This window comes from Nonomuraea africana (assembly GCF_014873535.1).
Lineage (GTDB): Bacteria > Actinomycetota > Actinomycetes > Streptosporangiales > Streptosporangiaceae > Nonomuraea > Nonomuraea africana.
In genome coordinates this window covers 9,096,707-9,112,256 of sequence record NZ_JADBEF010000001.1, presented here as the reverse complement: position 1 = coordinate 9,112,256, position 15,550 = coordinate 9,096,707, and the positions used below count along the sequence as shown (strand labels likewise).

The 15,550-nt window shown below is 72.4% G+C and carries 15 protein-coding genes; 7 read left to right on the top strand and 8 right to left on the bottom strand.

What is annotated here, in order from left to right:
* The first annotated feature begins 2 nt into the window (after positions 1-2).
* Complete coding sequence (locus tag H4W81_RS43625; protein WP_318782443.1) at positions 3-839, top strand: carbohydrate ABC transporter permease; 837 nt, start codon at positions 3-5, stop codon at positions 837-839.
* Here H4W81_RS43625 and H4W81_RS43620 read toward each other — a convergent pair.
* The gene (locus tag H4W81_RS43620; protein ID WP_192780153.1) at positions 819-1,766 is read right to left on the bottom strand and encodes a MerR family transcriptional regulator; all 948 of its coding nucleotides are present in this window, start codon (positions 1,764-1,766) and stop codon (positions 819-821) included. The genes H4W81_RS43625 and H4W81_RS43620 overlap by 21 nt on opposite strands.
* A gap of 86 nt (positions 1,767-1,852) precedes the next feature.
* Complete coding sequence (locus tag H4W81_RS43615; RefSeq protein WP_192780152.1) at positions 1,853-3,049, bottom strand: epoxide hydrolase family protein; 1,197 nt, start codon at positions 3,047-3,049, stop codon at positions 1,853-1,855.
* Positions 3,050-3,123: 74 nt separating this feature from the next.
* Between H4W81_RS43615 and H4W81_RS43610 the strand changes: the two genes are divergently transcribed.
* A complete protein-coding gene (locus H4W81_RS43610) occupies positions 3,124-3,378 on the top strand; it encodes a LysE family translocator (RefSeq protein WP_192780151.1) in 255 nt (84 codons plus the stop codon).
* A 202-nt stretch (positions 3,379-3,580) separates the two neighbouring features.
* Here H4W81_RS43610 and H4W81_RS43605 read toward each other — a convergent pair whose 3' ends face one another.
* Positions 3,581-5,149, bottom strand: coding sequence for a serine hydrolase domain-containing protein (locus tag H4W81_RS43605; protein ID WP_192780150.1), 1,569 nt, complete (start codon positions 5,147-5,149; stop codon positions 3,581-3,583).
* A 227-nt stretch (positions 5,150-5,376) separates the two neighbouring features.
* Here H4W81_RS43605 and H4W81_RS43600 point away from each other — a divergent pair, with 227 nt between their 5' ends.
* A complete protein-coding gene (locus H4W81_RS43600; protein WP_192780149.1) occupies positions 5,377-6,579 on the top strand; it encodes an MFS transporter in 1,203 nt (400 codons plus the stop codon).
* 29 nt (positions 6,580-6,608) lie between these two features.
* On the opposite strand, the gene H4W81_RS43595 is transcribed toward H4W81_RS43600, so the two are convergent.
* On the bottom strand, positions 6,609-6,899 hold the full coding sequence (locus H4W81_RS43595) for a hypothetical protein (protein ID WP_192780148.1): 291 nt from the start codon (positions 6,897-6,899) through the stop codon (positions 6,609-6,611).
* Positions 6,900-6,917: 18 nt separating this feature from the next.
* On the opposite strand from H4W81_RS43595, the gene H4W81_RS43590 reads away from it, so the two are divergent.
* Positions 6,918-8,972 (top strand): sensor histidine kinase, encoded by a 2,055-nt coding sequence (locus H4W81_RS43590; RefSeq protein WP_192780147.1) that lies wholly within the window; start codon positions 6,918-6,920, stop codon positions 8,970-8,972.
* Positions 8,973-9,035: 63 nt separating this feature from the next.
* On the opposite strand, the gene H4W81_RS43585 is transcribed toward H4W81_RS43590, so the two are convergent.
* Positions 9,036-10,037: a PrsW family intramembrane metalloprotease gene (locus tag H4W81_RS43585; protein ID WP_192780146.1), complete on the bottom strand. Its 1,002-nt coding sequence runs from the start codon at positions 10,035-10,037 to the stop codon at positions 9,036-9,038.
* A 105-nt stretch (positions 10,038-10,142) separates the two neighbouring features.
* On the opposite strand from H4W81_RS43585, the gene H4W81_RS43580 reads away from it, so the two are divergent.
* A complete protein-coding gene (locus H4W81_RS43580) occupies positions 10,143-10,688 on the top strand; it encodes an ArsR/SmtB family transcription factor (protein ID WP_192780145.1) in 546 nt (181 codons plus the stop codon).
* Between the two features lie 10 nt (positions 10,689-10,698).
* Positions 10,699-11,913, top strand: a complete 1,215-nt coding sequence (locus H4W81_RS43575) for an MFS transporter (RefSeq protein ID WP_192780144.1) — start codon at positions 10,699-10,701, stop codon at positions 11,911-11,913.
* On the opposite strand, the gene H4W81_RS43570 is transcribed toward H4W81_RS43575, so the two are convergent.
* The 3 genes from H4W81_RS43570 to H4W81_RS43560 are packed head-to-tail and all read right to left on the bottom strand — an operon-like array spanning position 11,905 to position 14,312.
* Entirely contained in the window at positions 11,905-13,170 is a 1,266-nt protein-coding gene (locus H4W81_RS43570; protein WP_318782442.1) for a sigma-70 family RNA polymerase sigma factor, read from the bottom strand. The two genes, H4W81_RS43575 and H4W81_RS43570, sit on opposite strands and share 9 nt — an antisense overlap.
* Positions 13,163-13,510 carry a YciI family protein gene (locus H4W81_RS43565; RefSeq protein ID WP_192780142.1) on the bottom strand — a complete coding sequence of 116 codons (348 nt, stop codon included), beginning with the start codon at positions 13,508-13,510 and terminating at the stop codon, positions 13,163-13,165. The genes H4W81_RS43570 and H4W81_RS43565 overlap by 8 nt, the downstream gene beginning before the upstream one ends.
* The gene (locus H4W81_RS43560) at positions 13,470-14,312 is read right to left on the bottom strand and encodes an AraC family transcriptional regulator (RefSeq protein ID WP_192780141.1); all 843 of its coding nucleotides are present in this window, start codon (positions 14,310-14,312) and stop codon (positions 13,470-13,472) included. The genes H4W81_RS43565 and H4W81_RS43560 overlap by 41 nt, the downstream gene beginning before the upstream one ends.
* A gap of 54 nt (positions 14,313-14,366) precedes the next feature.
* Here H4W81_RS43560 and H4W81_RS43555 point away from each other — a divergent pair, with 54 nt between their 5' ends.
* Complete coding sequence (locus H4W81_RS43555; protein WP_318782441.1) at positions 14,367-15,512, top strand: MFS transporter; 1,146 nt, start codon at positions 14,367-14,369, stop codon at positions 15,510-15,512.
* Positions 15,513-15,550 lie beyond the last annotated feature (38 nt).

Here is a 15,550-nt window from a genome sequence, read left to right as displayed (position 1 = left end):
CCGTGCGCCACCCGACCCCGCTGATCGCCCGGATCGCGAAGGCCGTCGTGCTCGGCGTCTGGCTGCTGATCACCGTCTTCCCGCTCTACTGGATCCTGGTCACCTCGCTGAAACCCACCGCGGAGATCTTCGCGGTGCCGCTGCGGTACCTGCCGGGCAGCGCCACCCTGGAGCACTACCGCGAGCTGTTCTCCTTCTCCTCGTTCGGCGGCTACCTGCGCAACAGCCTGATCGTCTCGCTGGTGTCAGGTGCCGTGGTCACCGCGATCGGCGTGCTGGGCGGCTACGTGCTGGCCCGCTTCCACTTTCCCGGACGCGGCGCGCTCATGCTCGCCTACCTGGTCACCCAGATGATCCCGCTGTTCATCGCGCTCGGCCCGCTGTACCTGATGATGTCGGACCTCGGCCTGCTGAACCAGATGAGCGGGCTGATGCTGGTCTACGTCGCCATGCTGGTGCCGTTCTCAACGATCATCATGCGCGGCTTCTACGAGCGCGTCCCCGTCGCGCTCGAGGAGGCGGCCATGGTGGACGGCTGCTCGCGGCTCACGGCGATGCTGCGCGTGGTCGTCCCCGTCATGCTGCCCGGCATCGCCGCCACGTTCATCTTCGGTTTCGTCCAGTGCTGGAACGAGCTCTTCCTCGCCATCGCCTTCATCGACAGCGAGGAGACCAAGACCATCCCGGTCGCGATGAACTCGTTCATCACGCAGTACGACATCGACTGGGGGCCGATGGCGGCCGCCACGGTGGTCTCGATCCTCCCCACGCTCGTGCTGTTCTCCTTCGCCCGCCGCTACATCGTGGAGGGCCTCACGTCAGGCGCGGTCAAGGGCTGAGCCTTGCGCGGTCCGCAGGGCCCGGACGAACCAGTCGAACACCGGCGCCAGGCTCTCCGGAGCCGGCCAGCCGTTGATCACTGCGAGCAGCTGGAGATACCGCTCCCTGCGAGGGTCGTTCGCGCTCTCCGTCCTGGCCAGCAGCCGGCGCCGGAGGTCCAGGTCGTCGGGGCAGCCGAAGGCCCGCGCGTACTGCGTCATCACCGCCGCGACGACCGCGCCGGGCGAGGCCGGATCGACGCCGGCGTCCAGGGCCGGGCCGACGTGCTCACGGACCATCGCGGCGAAGTCGCGGCGCGGGCCCGTGGTGTCGCCCTGGGCGCGCTCGGCCGCGTGCTGCTCGACCACGCGCCGCATGGTGGCGCGGAAATCCGGGTCCTGCGACAGCTCCGCCAGCTCCACCCACGCCTCGACCTGCTCGGCCTCGGGGTTGTCCGGCAGCTCGGGGGTCATCGAGCGCCTGATCCCCACGAGCTCGGGGGCGGCGTCCTGGCCGCCGAAGGCGGTGTCGAGGAACGCGCCGATCAGCCGCCGGCGTTCGTCCTCCGACAGTTTGGCCAGCTTGTGCATGAGATCCATCTCCTCAGGGGTCGACCCGCGCCTGGCCACCGCCGTGAGCACCGCGCGGCGCAGGCGCAGCGTGCGGATCTGCACGGCCAGCGCCTCGGCGTGCGCCGCGGCGACCTCGGTGAGGGAGACCTCCCTGTCCACGACCTTCCTGATCGTGGGCAGGTCCAGTCCGAGGTCGCGCAGCGTCCGCACGAGGTCCAGGCGTGCGACGGCGTCGATGCCGTACCGGCGGTAGCCGGCGGGGCTACGGTCGGCAGGCGGCACGATCCCCTGGTCGGAGTAGAACCGGATGGCCTTGACCGTCAGCCCGGTCCGCCGGGCCAGATCGCCGATCGTGTAGAGCGTGTCGCCGTCCATGCCCTCCACCCTCGTGTCTCCCCTAACCGGAGACTCAAGCCCATTCTCGATGCTCGGGCCGTCCGGGAAGGCCGGGGTCGGGCCCGTCAGGCGCGCAGGTCGCGGAAGAAGGCGCGCAGGTCCTGGGCGAGCAGGTCGGGGGTCTCCATCGCGGGGAAGTGCCCGCCGCGGTCGAACTCCGTCCAGTGCCCGATGCGGCCCGCGGGGTCCATGACGCCGCGGATCGTGGTGTCGGCGGCGAAGACCGCGACGCCCGTCGGCGGGCCCGCCGGCTCCTCCCAGGCGTCCGCGTCGCCGCCCGCCGCCTGTTGTGCGGCCATCTGCCGGTAGACCTGCATGCCCTCGTAGACCGCGTGGGCGGAGGACGCGCCCGAGCCGGTGAACCAGTGAACGCTGACACCGGTGAGCAACTGGTCACGGTCGACCGCGTCCTCGGGCAGCTCCGCCGAGAGGTCGGTCCACTCCTTGAACTTCTCCACGATCCAGGCGAGCTGCCCCACCGGCGAGTCGGTCAGCGAGTACGCCAGGGTCTGCGGCCTGGTCGTCATCATGTGCAGGTAGCCGAGCCCCTCCTGCTGGTACGCGGTGAACCGGTCGGCCCGCACCCGATCGGGCTCCGAGAGCCCGCCCGTCTCCAGCGGCGGCGCGAACGGGAACGTCGCGATGGTCCCGGTGAGGTGGATGCCGGTGACCCGGTCGGGCGCGACCAGGCCGAGCAGGCCGGCCACTCCCGAGCCCACGTCGGTTCCGTGGGCGGCGTACCGCTCGTAGCCGAGCCGCGACATCAGCTCCGCCCACCCCTGCGCGACGCGGAACAGGTTGCCCCAGCCGTGCCGTGCGGGAGTCGAGAATCCGTAGCCCGGCAGTGACGGGATGACCAGGTGGAAGGCGTCCGCGGGGTCGCCGCCGTGGGAGCGGGGGTCGGTGAGCCGGCCGATCAGCTGGCGGAACTCGATCGGCGAGCTGGGCCAGCCGTGCGTGAGGATCAGCGGGAACGCGTCGGGTTCGGGCGAGCGGATGTGCATGAAGTGCACGTCCTGCCCGTCGATCGTGGTCAGGAACTGCGGGATCTCGTTCAGCGCCGCCTCCTGGGCCCGCCAGTCGAACCCGTCGGCCCAGTAGGCCGTCAGGTCCTTGAGGTAGCCGAGGGGCACGCCCCGGCTCCAGCCGTCCTCGGGCGAGTCCTGCGGCCAACGGGTGCGGGCGAGCCGGTCCTTCAGGTCGTCGACGTCGGCCTGTGGGATCTCGATGCGGAAGGGTCGGATCTGCGGGTTCTCGCTCATGACGACCATGGTAGGAGACATTGCGGAAAGGATGCTTCCGCGATCGGCCGTCCCGCTCCGAGTAACGTGGCCGCATGCTGATCGATCCGGGTGTGGCCGCAGTCGACGTCATACGCGTCGTGGGCGCCGTCTATCTGGTGTACCTCGCCATCAGCTCGTTCCGGGCCGCCGCCAGGTCAGACGGTCTCGACCCGCCTCAGGCGCGGCCCGAACCGGGTCGAGCCCGCCGCATCTTCGGCAGGGCGTCGCTGACGAACCTCGCCAACCCCAAGGTGATCGCCTTCTACCTGGCGTTCTTCCCCCCATCGACCCGGCCCGCGGGAACGTGACGGCGCAGTTCTTCGCTCTCGGAGCGCTGTTCATCGTGGTCGGTCTGGGGGTCGACGCCAGCGCGGGGCCTTCTCGCGGGCCGGCTGGGCGACTTCGTCCGCCGCCGCCCCGCCGTACAGCGGTGGCTGCACCGTCTCTCGGGCACCGTCTTCGCCGCCCTCGCCGTACGGCTGGCAACGGACACCCGGTAGCCCGGAGTCGTCAGAGGCGGCGGGCCAGCTCGGCCAGCAGTTCGGGCCAGCGCTCGTACTCGTACTCGATGCCGAGCCTGAGCAGCACGACGTCCTGGCCGGGCGAGACGTAGACGAACTGGCCGTGGTTGCCCTGCGCCCAGTAGTCGTTCGGCGCTCCCGAGCCGGGCCGCATCCACCAGTTGTACTGGAAGTGGGGCGCCGGGTCGGTAGTGGTGTCCACCCGGGTGGACGCGGTCACCCATTCGCGCGGGATCAGCTGCCTGCCCTGCCAGGACCCCTCGTTCAGGTACAGGGCGCCGAACTTGGCGAAGTCGACGGCTCGCGCGTTGAGCCCGGTCTGCATCTGCTCGAACCTCGACCTCTCGCTGTCCGTGCTCCACGAGCCGTCCGCCTCCATGCCCAGGGGACCCCACAGCTTCTGCTCGAGGTAGGCGGAGACCGGGCGGCCGGTGGCCCGTTCGAGGACGAGCCCCAGGAGGACCGGGTTGATGTTGTTGTAGTGGAAGCGCCGGCCGGGAGCCTCCACGACCTCGGTGTCGCGCAGGGCGACCGCGCGCAGATCGGGGTCGTAGTACGGGTCCAGGTCGGCGAGTCCTGACGCCATGGTCAGCAGGTGGCGCAGGGTGACGCGCCCGAACCGGGCGTCCCGTACGGCCAGCTCGGGGAGGTACTTCGTGACGGGGTCGTCGACCGAGCCGAGGTGACCGTCCGCGAGCGCGATGCCGACGAGGGCCGAGACGAAGGGCTTGGCCACGGAGAACGAGGCGAAGGTGGAGTCGTGCCGGTAGCCGTTGAAGTAGGCCTCGTAGCGGATGGTGTCGCCCTTGATCGCGATGAAGGCCGTCGTTCCCGTCGAACGCAGGAAGGTCTCCAGATCGCGTTCCGTGACGCTCCCGCCGTCCCGGACAGGCACGGTCTGCGCGGGGATCCGGTCGGCGCCCGGGGCCCGCGCGAACCGGAACGCCGGCGGGCGGCTGTCGACCGTCCTGGCGGGGAACCGCTGGTGGTCGAGGACATCGGACCCCTGCCAGACGACCATCCTGGCCAGCGTGGACGTGTCAGTGGAACTGGCGGCCCAGCCGTAGCCGGCGCCCGTCAGCAGGATCAGGACGAGCGTCGCCGCCGCTGCCGTCCGCCCGGTCCTGCGCAGCGTGCGAACCTCGGCCGTGAGCAGCACCAGCGCAAGGGCGGTCGCCGCCGTCAGGAGCAGGGAGACGGTGACGGAGAGGACGCCCAGGGCCGGCGAGGCGATCCCGAGCAGATTGGGCTTGCCGATGGCGTGCAGGGCCGAGCTCGCGCCACGCGCCCACGTGCCGTACTGCTCGACGGGGGTGTCGACGAACATGGTGGCCGACTGGAAGATCGCCAAGGACAGCGCGACCAGCGCCACCCGGATCCATGGCCGCGTCCCGAACAGGAGGAGGGCCGGATAGACGAGAAGGCCGGCGCCGAACGCCCATCCGCCGCCGTCGGCCCTGAGTAACTGATCCACGTGGTGCAGAACAGCCAGGCCGATCACGACCACCAGCACCACCTCGCCCCGACCGAACCGCGGCTCTTGGTCCTCGATCCACATGATGGATAGCATAACTATCCAAGTTGCGGAACGCGAGGGAACTAGGCTCAGCTGTTCGAGCACCCGAGACCATTTGAGACCTCTGCCCGGTGATGGAGTCGGCGTGGGGCGCGCGTCCCCTCTCCACGCCAGCACTGGACGGCTCCAGGCGATGACCACGGGTCGGCACATCAGGACGCCGACGACCCCGGGTGGTCCGCCCCGCCGGGCAGCGAAAGGGACGCACCATGTCTTCGGCGACCTACCGCACCCTGCTGCGCACCTCCGGCGCGGCGGCCTTCTTCGTGACCGCCGTGGGTGGCCGCGTCGGCATCGCGATGACCAGCCTCGGCATCGTCTGGCTGGTGTACGGCCGGACCGGCTCCTACGCCATGGCCGGGCTGGTGACCGGCGGCTTCGCCGTGGCCGAGGCGCTGGCCGGGCCACAACTCGCCCGGCTCGTCGACCGCTTCGGCCAGACCAGGGTCCTGCCACCCACGCTGCTCGCCCACGCGGCGGCGGTGGCCGCGCTACTGGCGATCGTCGCGGGCGGCGGCCCTGCCTGGCTGATGACGGCGGGCGGGACGCTGGTCGGCGCCACCATCCCGCAGCTCGGCGCCCTGTCCGCCGCCCGCTGGCCGGCACTGCTGCGCGGCGACCGGGCCGCGGCACTGCCCACGGCCTTCGCCCTGGAGTCGCTCGGCAACGGGCTGGCGTACCTGGCCGGTCCTGTCCTGGTCAGTACGGCGGGGGCGAGCGGGCATCCGGCGCTCGGCACGGTCTTGGCGACCGCCCTGGTGGTGGCCGGCGGACTGGCCTTCGCCGCGCAGCGCCGTACCGCACCGCCGCCGGCCTCCGGCGCCGCCGAGCGCCGCCGAGCGGGCCGCTCGCTGCTGCGGCCCGGCTTCGCGGTGCTGGTGGGCGTCAACCTCGCCATCGGCGTGTTCTTCGGCGCCATGCAGGTCTCGGTGGCGGCCTTCGCGGTGGAGAGCGGCGCCGCCGGCGCCGCCGCGCCGCTGTTCGCGGTGTCGAGCTGCGGCAGCCTGCTCGCGGGCTGGCTGTACGGCATGCGCCGGTGGCGCGCGGCGCCGAGGACCCAACTGGCGGTCGTGACGGCCGGATCGGCACTTGGCAGCCTGACGCTCCTCGCCGCCGGCTCCCCCATGGAGCTGGGGTTCGTGCTCGCGCTGACCGGTCTGGCGATTCCTCCGATCCTGGTGCTCTGCTCGCTGCTCGCCGAGGCGGCCGTCCATCGGGCCGTCCTCACCCAGGCGTTCACCTGGCTGAACTCCGCGAGCGCGGCAGGCTCGGCCGGTGCCGCGGCGCTGTCCGGCCGAGCGGTGGACGCGTTCGGCGCGCACGGCGGCTTCGCGGTCGCCGTGGCGGCCGCGGCCGCGATGGCCGTCCTGGCCGCGGCGGGAACCCGCGCCTTGCCCGGCCCTCGCTCGTAGCCGGAGGTTGGTCGCGTGCGGCGCCTCGCTCAGGTTGAGGCGTTCGAGCTCGAGGACATGTCATCCCCGGCACGGTGTGGAGGCGGCACCGCGTCGGCGCGCACGCGCAGGAGGTCTCGCCAGTCCGCCGGCCAGTTCGCCAGCGACAAGGCCGCCGTGATCACCAGGTGGACCGGGGCCGAGACCTCTTCGTAGAGCGGTGCGTCGTCGATGAGGTGCGTGGTGACCGCGCCGGTGAGGACGAGCACCAGACCGGCGGCCCCCATGAACCGGCGCGGCGCACACATGTGACGAAGGTTCAGCTGGCGGGGCCGCCGCATTCCGGACATAATCCCCAGGTGGACGGTCGGGAAGCTGCGCTGGCGCGCGTCATCGCGTGGGGTGTCGCGGCCGTGTCCCTGGTCGCGGTCGTGCTGGCGTTCCTGATCCAGACGCGGCTGCCGGAAGCGTGGCGGCCTTCCATCCCTGCCACGCCCGACCACGCGGCCGGGCTCGCGTTCCCGCTCGTCGGCGCCTTCGTCGTGGCGCGGCGTCCACGGCTCGTCGTGGGCTGGCTGATGTGCGCGGGCGGGCTGTTCGCCGCGCTCAGCGTGATCGCCGCGATGCTCATGCTCCACGCGGCGGGCACCGGGGCGATGGACGCGGCGGGCCTGCTCCGCATCGCGGCGGGCACGGCGTGGGCGTTCGGCGGTGGCATCCTCGCGGTGCTGGTGCCGTTGCTCTCGCCGGACGGCAGGCTGCCCTCGCCCGGGTGGCGGGCGCACGTCGTGGTGAGCATGACCGTCTTCGCCGCGCTCGCCTTCCTCCTCGCCGTCCGTCCCAAACCGGGGCCCGGCGTGCCCCGGCGCCCCGCGGTCATGCCGAACCCGCTGAAGATCGAGGCGCTCGCGCCGGTCCACCACCAGCTCTACGAGGCGGCCTACCTCGCCATGGAGGTATGCGTCGTCGTGGCGCTGATAGCGCTCGCCACGCGCTTCCGCAAGGGCGATCCCGCGACGCGCCGCCAGATCGCGTGGCCGCTCGTCACGTTCGCCGTGTACATCGTGTTCCTGCTGCTCGGCGACGACTACTGGGCGCCCGCCGTCCTCTGGACCGGGCTGATCCCGGTCGCGGTCATGGTGTCGGTGCTGCGCTACCGGCTGTTCGGGATCGACACGGTCATCAGCCGCGCCTTCGTGGCCGCGGGCCTGATCGCGGCCGTCAGCGGCGTCTACTTCGGCGTGGGCGCCGTGTCGAGCCTGCTGGTCGCCGGATACCACCAGGTCGCCGGGCTCGCCGCGGCGCTGTTCGCGGGCGCGTTCTTCCAGCCCATGCGCCGCGCCCTGCAGCGGGCGGTGGACCGGCTGATGTACGGCCCGGTCGGCGACCCCCGCCTGCTGGCCGAGCGGCTCACGCAGGAGGTCAGGCGGGCCGACCCGGCCGAGGCCCTGGGCGTGGTGGTCGAGGTGGTCAGGGACGGCCTCGCGGTGGACGGCGCGGCCGTACGGGTGACCGGCGGCCTGTCGGTCGAGAGCGGCGACATCGGCGCCGCTCCCCGCGAGATCTCCCTGGTCTGGCACGGCGAGCCCGTCGGACACCTGCTCATCGGCCGCCCAGGGGCGCGCAGGTTCGCCGCGGCGCACGACGAGCGGGTCATCGCGACGCTGCTGCCGTACGTCGCCGACGTGGCGCACGCCACCCGCATGGCCGCCGACCTGCAACGGTCCAGGGAACGCATTCTGGCCGCCCGCGAGGAGGAGCGCCGCAGGCTCCGCCGCGACCTGCACGACGGGCTCGGGCAGACGCTGGGCGCGATGGCCATGACGATCAACATCGCCCGCATCAGCATCAAGCGCGCCCCGAGCACCGCGGACGACCTGCTCAAGGACCTCCACAACGGCATGGAGGCGGTCACGGGCGACATCCGCGAGCTGGTGTACGGCCTGCGCCCGCCGGCGCTCGACGACCTCGGCCTCGCGCGGGCCGTACGGCAGCTCGCGGAGACGACGCTGGCCAGGGCCGACGAGACGGGGACCGCCGTCGAGGTGGTGGTGGACGGCGAGCTCGGCGACCTGCCCGCGGCCGTCGAGGTGGCCGCGTACCGGATCGCGCAGGAGGCGGTGACGAACGTGCGGCGGCACGCGCGGGCGTCCACGGTCATGATCGCCCTGGTCCGCGAGGCCGGGCGGCTCGTGGTCAGCGTCGAGGACGACGGCGTGGGCCTGCGTCCGGACGTCCGGGCCGGCGTCGGCACGTCGTCGATGCGCGAACGCGCGGCCGAGCTCGGCGGCTCCTGCGTCGTCACCTCCCGCCCCGGCGGCGGCACCCTGGTGGAGGCCCGCCTCCCGACCACGGCCCTCATGGGCGAACAGGGACACGCCGTCCGAGGGCCGGTGGCCTCAGCCCGCGAGTGACGCGAGCGGGGCCCGCTTCGCGTCGACGTCCTCGGCCCTCGGGGCCGAAATGATCCTGAGGCGTCAGCCTGGGCCTGACCAGGTCGCGGCGGCCCGCCTGCGCCGTTCTCGCACGGTCACGCCGATCAGCGCGCCCACGACCACCAGCTCCAGGAGGTAGACCTTCCCCATCCCGGCCAGCCAGGCCACCACGCCGCTGGGGGCGGGCGCGGTGTCGATCGTGTGGTTCCAGAGGAAGTGCAGGAGGGCGGCGCCCGCGTAGCCCAGCGACAGGGCCGGCCACCTGACCCTGCCCCGCGACATGAGCGCGTAGCTGGCACCCAGCCCGAACAACGAGGTCCAGAGGGGATGCATGAACAGCATCATGGGCCCGCGAACCGCGGCGAAGGCCAGCCCCTCCTCCGCTCCCTCCCTGACGATCGGTATGAGGTAGTAGAGGATGTTCTCCATGGTGGCGAACCCCAGGCCCGCCACGCTCGCGTAGACGACGCCGTCCGTCAGCGAACCGATCGCGCGCCGGCACTGACACAGCAACCCGACCAGCGCCGCCCCCTTGAAGGCCTCCTCCACCGGCGGTGCCAGCATCACGCCGCTCACCGTCTCCGCAGTGGTCGCGTCCACGCCGAAGTACAGCTGGAGATCGGCGGAGACCCAGCTCTCCAGGGCGACGGAGAAGAAGGCGGCGATTCCGGCTCCCCAGCCGAACACGAAGGCCAGCCGAATCCACGGTCTGGGCCGCTGCCGGTCCAGCGCGACGACGGCGGCGAACATGACTGGGAGCGGCGTGAGCGCCAGGACGATGGAGAGGGCGAGGCCCGAGACGAACGCGGCGGGCGTCCCTTCGCTCTGCGCGATCACCCAGCTCAGCTGGTAGCCCACGGTGAGCAGGGCGAAGAACCCGGAGACCACCAGGACGGCGATCAGCCCCTCGGCCGAACCGTGACGCCGCCGTGCGGAAGGGACCACGCCGGCGGCGATGCTGTAGCCGACCACTCGAGGAGCGCCGGTGGACGATACGGACACCACGGACTCCCCCTTGGCGCGGTAGGCGACCTCCTTGATCATCGGACTCAAGGGAGGCTACCTACCCGTCACGCGGCATCGCCAGCGGTTTTCCGAGAAAGCCAAAGAGTTGTTTGACATTCCAATTACCAAAGCTATCTTTGACATATGGAGATCACCGACCCTCGGGCCATGCGCGCGCTGGCCCACCCCCTGCGACTCGACCTGATCGAGCTGCTCGGCCGCATCGGGCCCGCCACGGCGGCGGTCTGCGCCAGGCACCTGGGCTCCACCCAGGCCTCGTGCTCCTTCCACCTGCGCCAGCTGGCCAAGTACGGCTACGTCGTCCAGGCCGAGAGCGAGGACCAGCGCGAACGCCCATGGCGGGTCGCGGACCTCAGGCAGAGCTGGTCGGCGAGCACGGGCGGGGTCGCGGCGGCCGAGCTGGAGCGGGTCTTCGTCGAGCGCGAGGCGGTCAGGCTCCTCGACTGGTCCCAGGCCCGCCCCGACGCCCCCGAGGAGTGGCGCGACGGGGCCTTCCTGAGCGGCGTCACCGCGCCGATGACCGCCCAGGAACTCGACGAGGTCGGCGAGCGGCTGCTCGAGGTGCTGGCGCCGTACATCGAACGCACCACCGGCCAGGCCCCCGTCCCCGAGGACGCCAGATTCGTCCGGATCCTGCTGGCCGGCACCCCTCTGCCCGAAGACTCGTGAGAGGCCGAACGTGACCGCGCTCCGCAACCCGCTCTTCCGCCGCCTCCTGGCCGGAGACGCCGTCTCCAGCTTCGGGGACAGCGCCCTCTACCTCTCCCTCGGCATCTGGGCCAAGGATCTCACCGGCTCCGACTCCGCCGCCGGACTCGTCTTCCTCTGCCTCGCCTTACCCGGATTGTTCTCCCCGCTGTACGGCCACGTCGTGGACCGCGTCCGCCGCAAGCCGCTGCTCATCGCGATGAACGCGACGATGGCGCTCACCGTCCTGGCCCTGACGCTGGTCCACTCCGCCGGCCAGATCTGGCTCCTCTACGCGGTGGCCCTCGCCTATGGCGTCACGTTCGCCGTCCCCGCCTACGGCGGACTGCTGAAGGACATCCTCCCGTCGGCCGAGGCCGCGAGCGCCCGGGCCGCCCTGATCACGGTACGGCAGGGCGTCCGCATCGCCTCCCCCGTCATCGGAGCCGGCATCTATCAGGGCTTCGGCGGAGGAACGCTCGCGGTCGTCGTAGCAGGGACCATCGTGGCCGGGATCGCGTTCCTCATCTCGATCAAGGTCGTCGAATCCGAGCCCGAGCCCGTCGGCCAGCCCTTCCTGACGGCCGTCACCGCCGGCTTCCGCCACCTGTGGAACGTGCCACTCCTCCTCAGGCTCACCCTCGCAGAGACGATCTTCATGGCGAGCGCGGGCCTGATGGACACCGCGGTCTTCGCCGCAATCGACCGTGGCCTGGGCCAACCGGCCGCCTTCTTCGGCGTCCTCACCACGATCCAGGGCGCGGGGTCGGTCGCCGGTGGCGCACTGGCGGGTGTGCTGGTCAACCGGCTGGGCGAGGCGCGCGGTTCGAGCATCGGCTACGCGGTGTTCGCCGTGGGCGCGGCGGCCTTCCTGGCGCCGTCGCTCCCCCTCTTCCTCGCCGGAGCCGCGATCTACGGCCTGGCCATCCCCCTCTTCAGCGTCGCCCTCGGCACCGCGCAGCACCTGTACGTCCCCGCCAGGCTGCAGGGCCGGGTCGGCGCGGCTGGCGGGATGCTGTCCAACCTGACCCAGTCCGCCTCCATCACCGCCGGAGCGGCCCTGGCCGGAATCGTCGACTACCGCGTGATGTACGCGGTCATCGCCGTGACAGGGCTGGCGTGCGCCGCGTTCATCCTGGTGCGTCCGGCGCCCGTCCCCGAGGTGACCCCCTCGGTCGCCGACGAGCCCGTCGTCACCTCAGCCTGAAGGTGGTCGTCGAGTGCGGTCGTCCCCGCCGAGCAGTTCGCCGGCGCGCTCGAGCAGGGCGCGCCGTTCCGGTTCGGAGTGGGCGACGGCGGCGGCCTGCCGGAACAGGGCGGCGGCCCGGTCGCGGTCGCCGTGGCGGGCGGTGAGGTCGGCTTCCGCGGCGACGGCCGGCGGGTAGTCGTCCAGCGCGCCACCGGCGCGGGCCTGGGCGAGCAGGGCCAGCCCGGCCGCCGGCCCGTGCGCGTAGCCGTGCGCCACGGCACGGTTGAGCTCGATCACCGGTGAGGGCTGGATCCGGGCGAGCCGGTCGTAGCACGTGGCGATCGCCGGCCAGTCGGTGGCCTCGACGGAGGCGGCGGTCGCGTGGCAGGCGGCGATCCGGGCCTGCAGCGCGTACGGGCCGTCCTGCGGCGTGCCGGCCAGGAGGCGCAGGCCCTCGGCGATCGCGGCGTGGTCCCAGCGGTGCCGGTCCTGCCGGTCCAGGGTCAGCAGGTTGCCGTGCCCGTCACGGCGGGCGTCGCGCCGGGAGTGCTGGAACAGGAACAGCGCCAGCAGCGCGGACACCTCGCCCTGACCGGGCATCAGCTGTCGCAGGAGCCTGGCCAGGCGGATCGCCTCGTCGGCGAAGGCCGGCCGGCCGGCCGCGTTGTAGCCATGGGTGAACAGCAGGTACAGCACCGCCAGGACACCGGGGAGCCGCTCGGCCAGCGCCGGGCCGGTCGGCACCCGGTACGGGATGCCTGCCTCAGCGATCCTCGTCTTGGCCCTGGTCAGCCGCCGGGTCATGGCCGACTCGCTGACCAGGAAGGCCCGCGCGATGTCGGCGGTCGGCACCCCGCCGATCGTGCGCAGCGTCAGCGCCACGCGCGCCTCCATGGAGAGAGCGGGGTGGCAGCAGGTGAAGATGAGCCGCAGCCGGTCGTCCACGACCTCCTCCTCCGCCGCAGCCTGCGCGGAACCCGGATCGGCGAGCGCCAGCACCGCCAGCTCGGCCAGCTTGCGGCGTTCGACCGAAGCGCGGCGCAGCACGTCGATCGCGCGGTTGCGGGCCACGGTCATCAGCCAGCCGCCCGGGTTGTCCGGCACGCCCTGCTGAGGCCACCGCTGCAGGGCGAGCGCCATCGCCTCCTGGGCGCAGTCCTCTGCCAGCGTCCAGTCGCCGGTGACGCGAATCAGCGCGGCCACGATCCGCGCGTACGCGTCCTCGCTCGCGGCCGCGACGGCATCGGCCGTCGCGGCCGCACGCACATCAGTCACGCCGTCGGTCGTCCAGATCGGCCAGCGGGCGCAGCTCCAGCCGTCCCGACCGGGCCATCGGGTGCGCGCGAGCCATCTCGATCGCCTCATCCAGGTCGGCGCACTCCAGCAGGTCGTAGCCCACGATGACCTCCTTGGTCTCGGTGAACGGGCCGTCCGAGACCAGCAACTGACCGTTGCGGACCCGGACCGTCGTGGCCGCGGACGGCGGCGCCAGCACGCTGCCCTCCAGGCGGCGCCCACGCGCGTCGTTCTCCGACACCCACACCTCGATGTCGGGGCCGGCGACCTGGTCGGTGTCAGGTTCGGTGTCGGTGCACACGAACATCATGTATTTCATCTTCGCTCCTCGGTGTCGTGAACTCACCCCTATGACGAACGGGCGACCCGGATCCGGACACCCGGCGGTGGTGAATGCCGGGGGTATATCCGAAGGCGCGGCGGAAGACGTCGATGAAGGCGCTGGTGGAGGACCAGCCGCACCGGTGGGCCACCGTGGTCACCGGCACGTCGTCGGCCAGCAGGCGCAGGGCGTGGTAGAGGCGCAGCTGGGTGCGCCACTGGGGAAAGGTCATGCCCAGCTCACGGCGGAAGAGGCGGCTGAGGGTGCGCTCGCCGGCTCCCGCCGCGGTGGCCAGGGCGGCCAGGGTGCGCGGGTCCGCGGGGCTCTCGTGCAGGAGGTCGCAGACCGCGGCGAGGCGCGGGTCGGTGGGGGCGGGCAGCTGGACGGGTTGCTGGGGTGAGGCGCGCAGCTGGTCGAGGAGGACCGCGCGCAGGCGCAGCCGCTCGGGGCCGTCGTCGTGGGGGTCGCGGGTGTAAGCGAGGATCAGCTCGCGCAGCAGGGGGCTGACGGCGAGGACGGTCGGGGCGTCGAGGCCGAGGGGGTTGGTGTCGGCGGGCAGGCCGAGCAGGCGCAGGTCGAGGTGGCCGTGGGCGCGGTGGGCGTGGACGCATCCGGCGGGGACCCAGAGGGCGCGGGTGCCAGGGGCGAACCAGGTGCCGGCCTCGGTGGTGACGGCAAGGACCCCGGAGCCCGCGTAGACGATCTGGTGGTCGTCGTGCCGGTGCGCCTCGATGCTCTCCCCCGGAGCCAGGGCCTGGGTGCGAGTGGGCGCCTCGGGAGTGTGGCGGATTTCCGGCATATCTTGGCATTTTATCGGAAGCGGGCCAGCCGCGGCGCTGGCCACGATGGGACGGTGCCGACGAACCAGACCCCGCCCACCAGGCCCATCACGCTGCTGTCCCTCGGGCATGCCTGCGTGGACGTCTACCAGGGCGCGGTGGCCGCCCTGGTTCCGTTCTTCGTCGCCGAGCGGGCCTACACCTACGCGGCGGCCTCGGGGATCGTGCTGGCCGCGTCCCTGTTGTCCTCGGTGGTGCAGCCGCTGTTCGGGGCGCTCACCGACAGGTGGGCCATGCCGTGGCTGCTGCCGGTCAGCACGCTGGTGGCCGGGGCCGGCGTCGCGCTCGCCGGGGTCGGCGACTCCTACGTCCTCACCCTGGTGGTGGTCGCGGTGTCCGGGATCGGCGTGGCGGCCTATCATCCGGAAGCCGCGCGCGTGGCACGGCGCGCCAGCCGGGGCAGCCATACCGCGATGGGCTGGTTCTCCCTCGGCGGCAACCTCGGCTTCGCCGCCGCGCCCCTGATGGTGGCGGCCGTCATCGCCACCGGCGGGCTGCACGCCTCGCCGCTGCTGGCCGTCCCCGCTCTCGCCGGCGCGACGCTGTGCGTGGCCGCGCTGCGCGGTGCCACGGTCCCTGCCGCGGAGGCGGCGGCCGCCCGCAAGGGCCGGGATCGCTGGGCCTCCTTTGCGAAACTGTCGGGGGCCATCGTGTGCCGGTCGATCGTCTTCGTCGGCCTCAGCGCGTTCATCTCGCTGTACGCGCGCCAGCGCACCGGCGGCGGAGACCTCTCCGGTACGGCCGCGCTGTTCGTGCTCTACCTCGGTGGCGCGGTGGGCACCGTGATCGGCGGGACACTCGCCACCCGCTTCGGCCGCCTCGCGGTCGTCCGGTGGTCCTACGCCCTGACCGGCCTCGCCGTCGCGGGTGTCGTCTTCGTCCCCGGCCCGCCGCTCTACCTGTTCGTCGCCCTCGCCTCGGCCGGCCTCTACGTGCCGTTCTCCCTGCACATCACCCTCGCCCAGGACTACCTGCCGCAACGCGTGGGCACCGCCGGCGGCGTCACCCTGGGCCTGACCGTCAGCGTCGGCGGCGTGGCCAGCCCCCTCATCGGCGTCCTCGCCGACGCCACTTCGCTGCAGACCGCGCTCGCGCCGCTGATCGCCGTTCCCGCCCTCGGCTGGCTCCTCCTGCGCACCCTGACCGAGCCCGAACCTTGAGGAGGCCGGGGGTCCCGCCGTTCTTCCGGCTGACAGCC

What these genes read in the sequence shown, in the direction of transcription:
- H4W81_RS43620 (WP_192780153.1), bottom strand. Translation starts at nt 1,766, where the DNA reads ATGGACGGCGACACGCTCTACACGATCGGCGATCTGGCCCGGCGGACC.
- H4W81_RS43615 (WP_192780152.1), bottom strand. Translation starts at nt 3,049, where the DNA reads ATGAGCGAGAACCCGCAGATCCGACCCTTCCGCATCGAGATCCCACAG.
- H4W81_RS43610 (WP_192780151.1), top strand. Translation starts at nt 3,124, where the DNA reads ATGCTGATCGATCCGGGTGTGGCCGCAGTCGACGTCATACGCGTCGTG.
- H4W81_RS43605 (WP_192780150.1), bottom strand. Translation starts at nt 5,149, where the DNA reads ATGTGGATCGAGGACCAAGAGCCGCGGTTCGGTCGGGGCGAGGTGGTG.
- H4W81_RS43600 (WP_192780149.1), top strand. Translation starts at nt 5,377, where the DNA reads ATGTCTTCGGCGACCTACCGCACCCTGCTGCGCACCTCCGGCGCGGCG.
- H4W81_RS43595 (WP_192780148.1), bottom strand. Translation starts at nt 6,899, where the DNA reads ATGCGGCGGCCCCGCCAGCTGAACCTTCGTCACATGTGTGCGCCGCGC.
- H4W81_RS43585 (WP_192780146.1), bottom strand. Translation starts at nt 10,037, where the DNA reads ATGATCAAGGAGGTCGCCTACCGCGCCAAGGGGGAGTCCGTGGTGTCC.
- H4W81_RS43580 (WP_192780145.1), top strand. Translation starts at nt 10,143, where the DNA reads ATGGAGATCACCGACCCTCGGGCCATGCGCGCGCTGGCCCACCCCCTG.
- H4W81_RS43565 (WP_192780142.1), bottom strand. Translation starts at nt 13,510, where the DNA reads ATGAAATACATGATGTTCGTGTGCACCGACACCGAACCTGACACCGAC.
- H4W81_RS43560 (WP_192780141.1), bottom strand. Translation starts at nt 14,312, where the DNA reads ATGCCGGAAATCCGCCACACTCCCGAGGCGCCCACTCGCACCCAGGCC.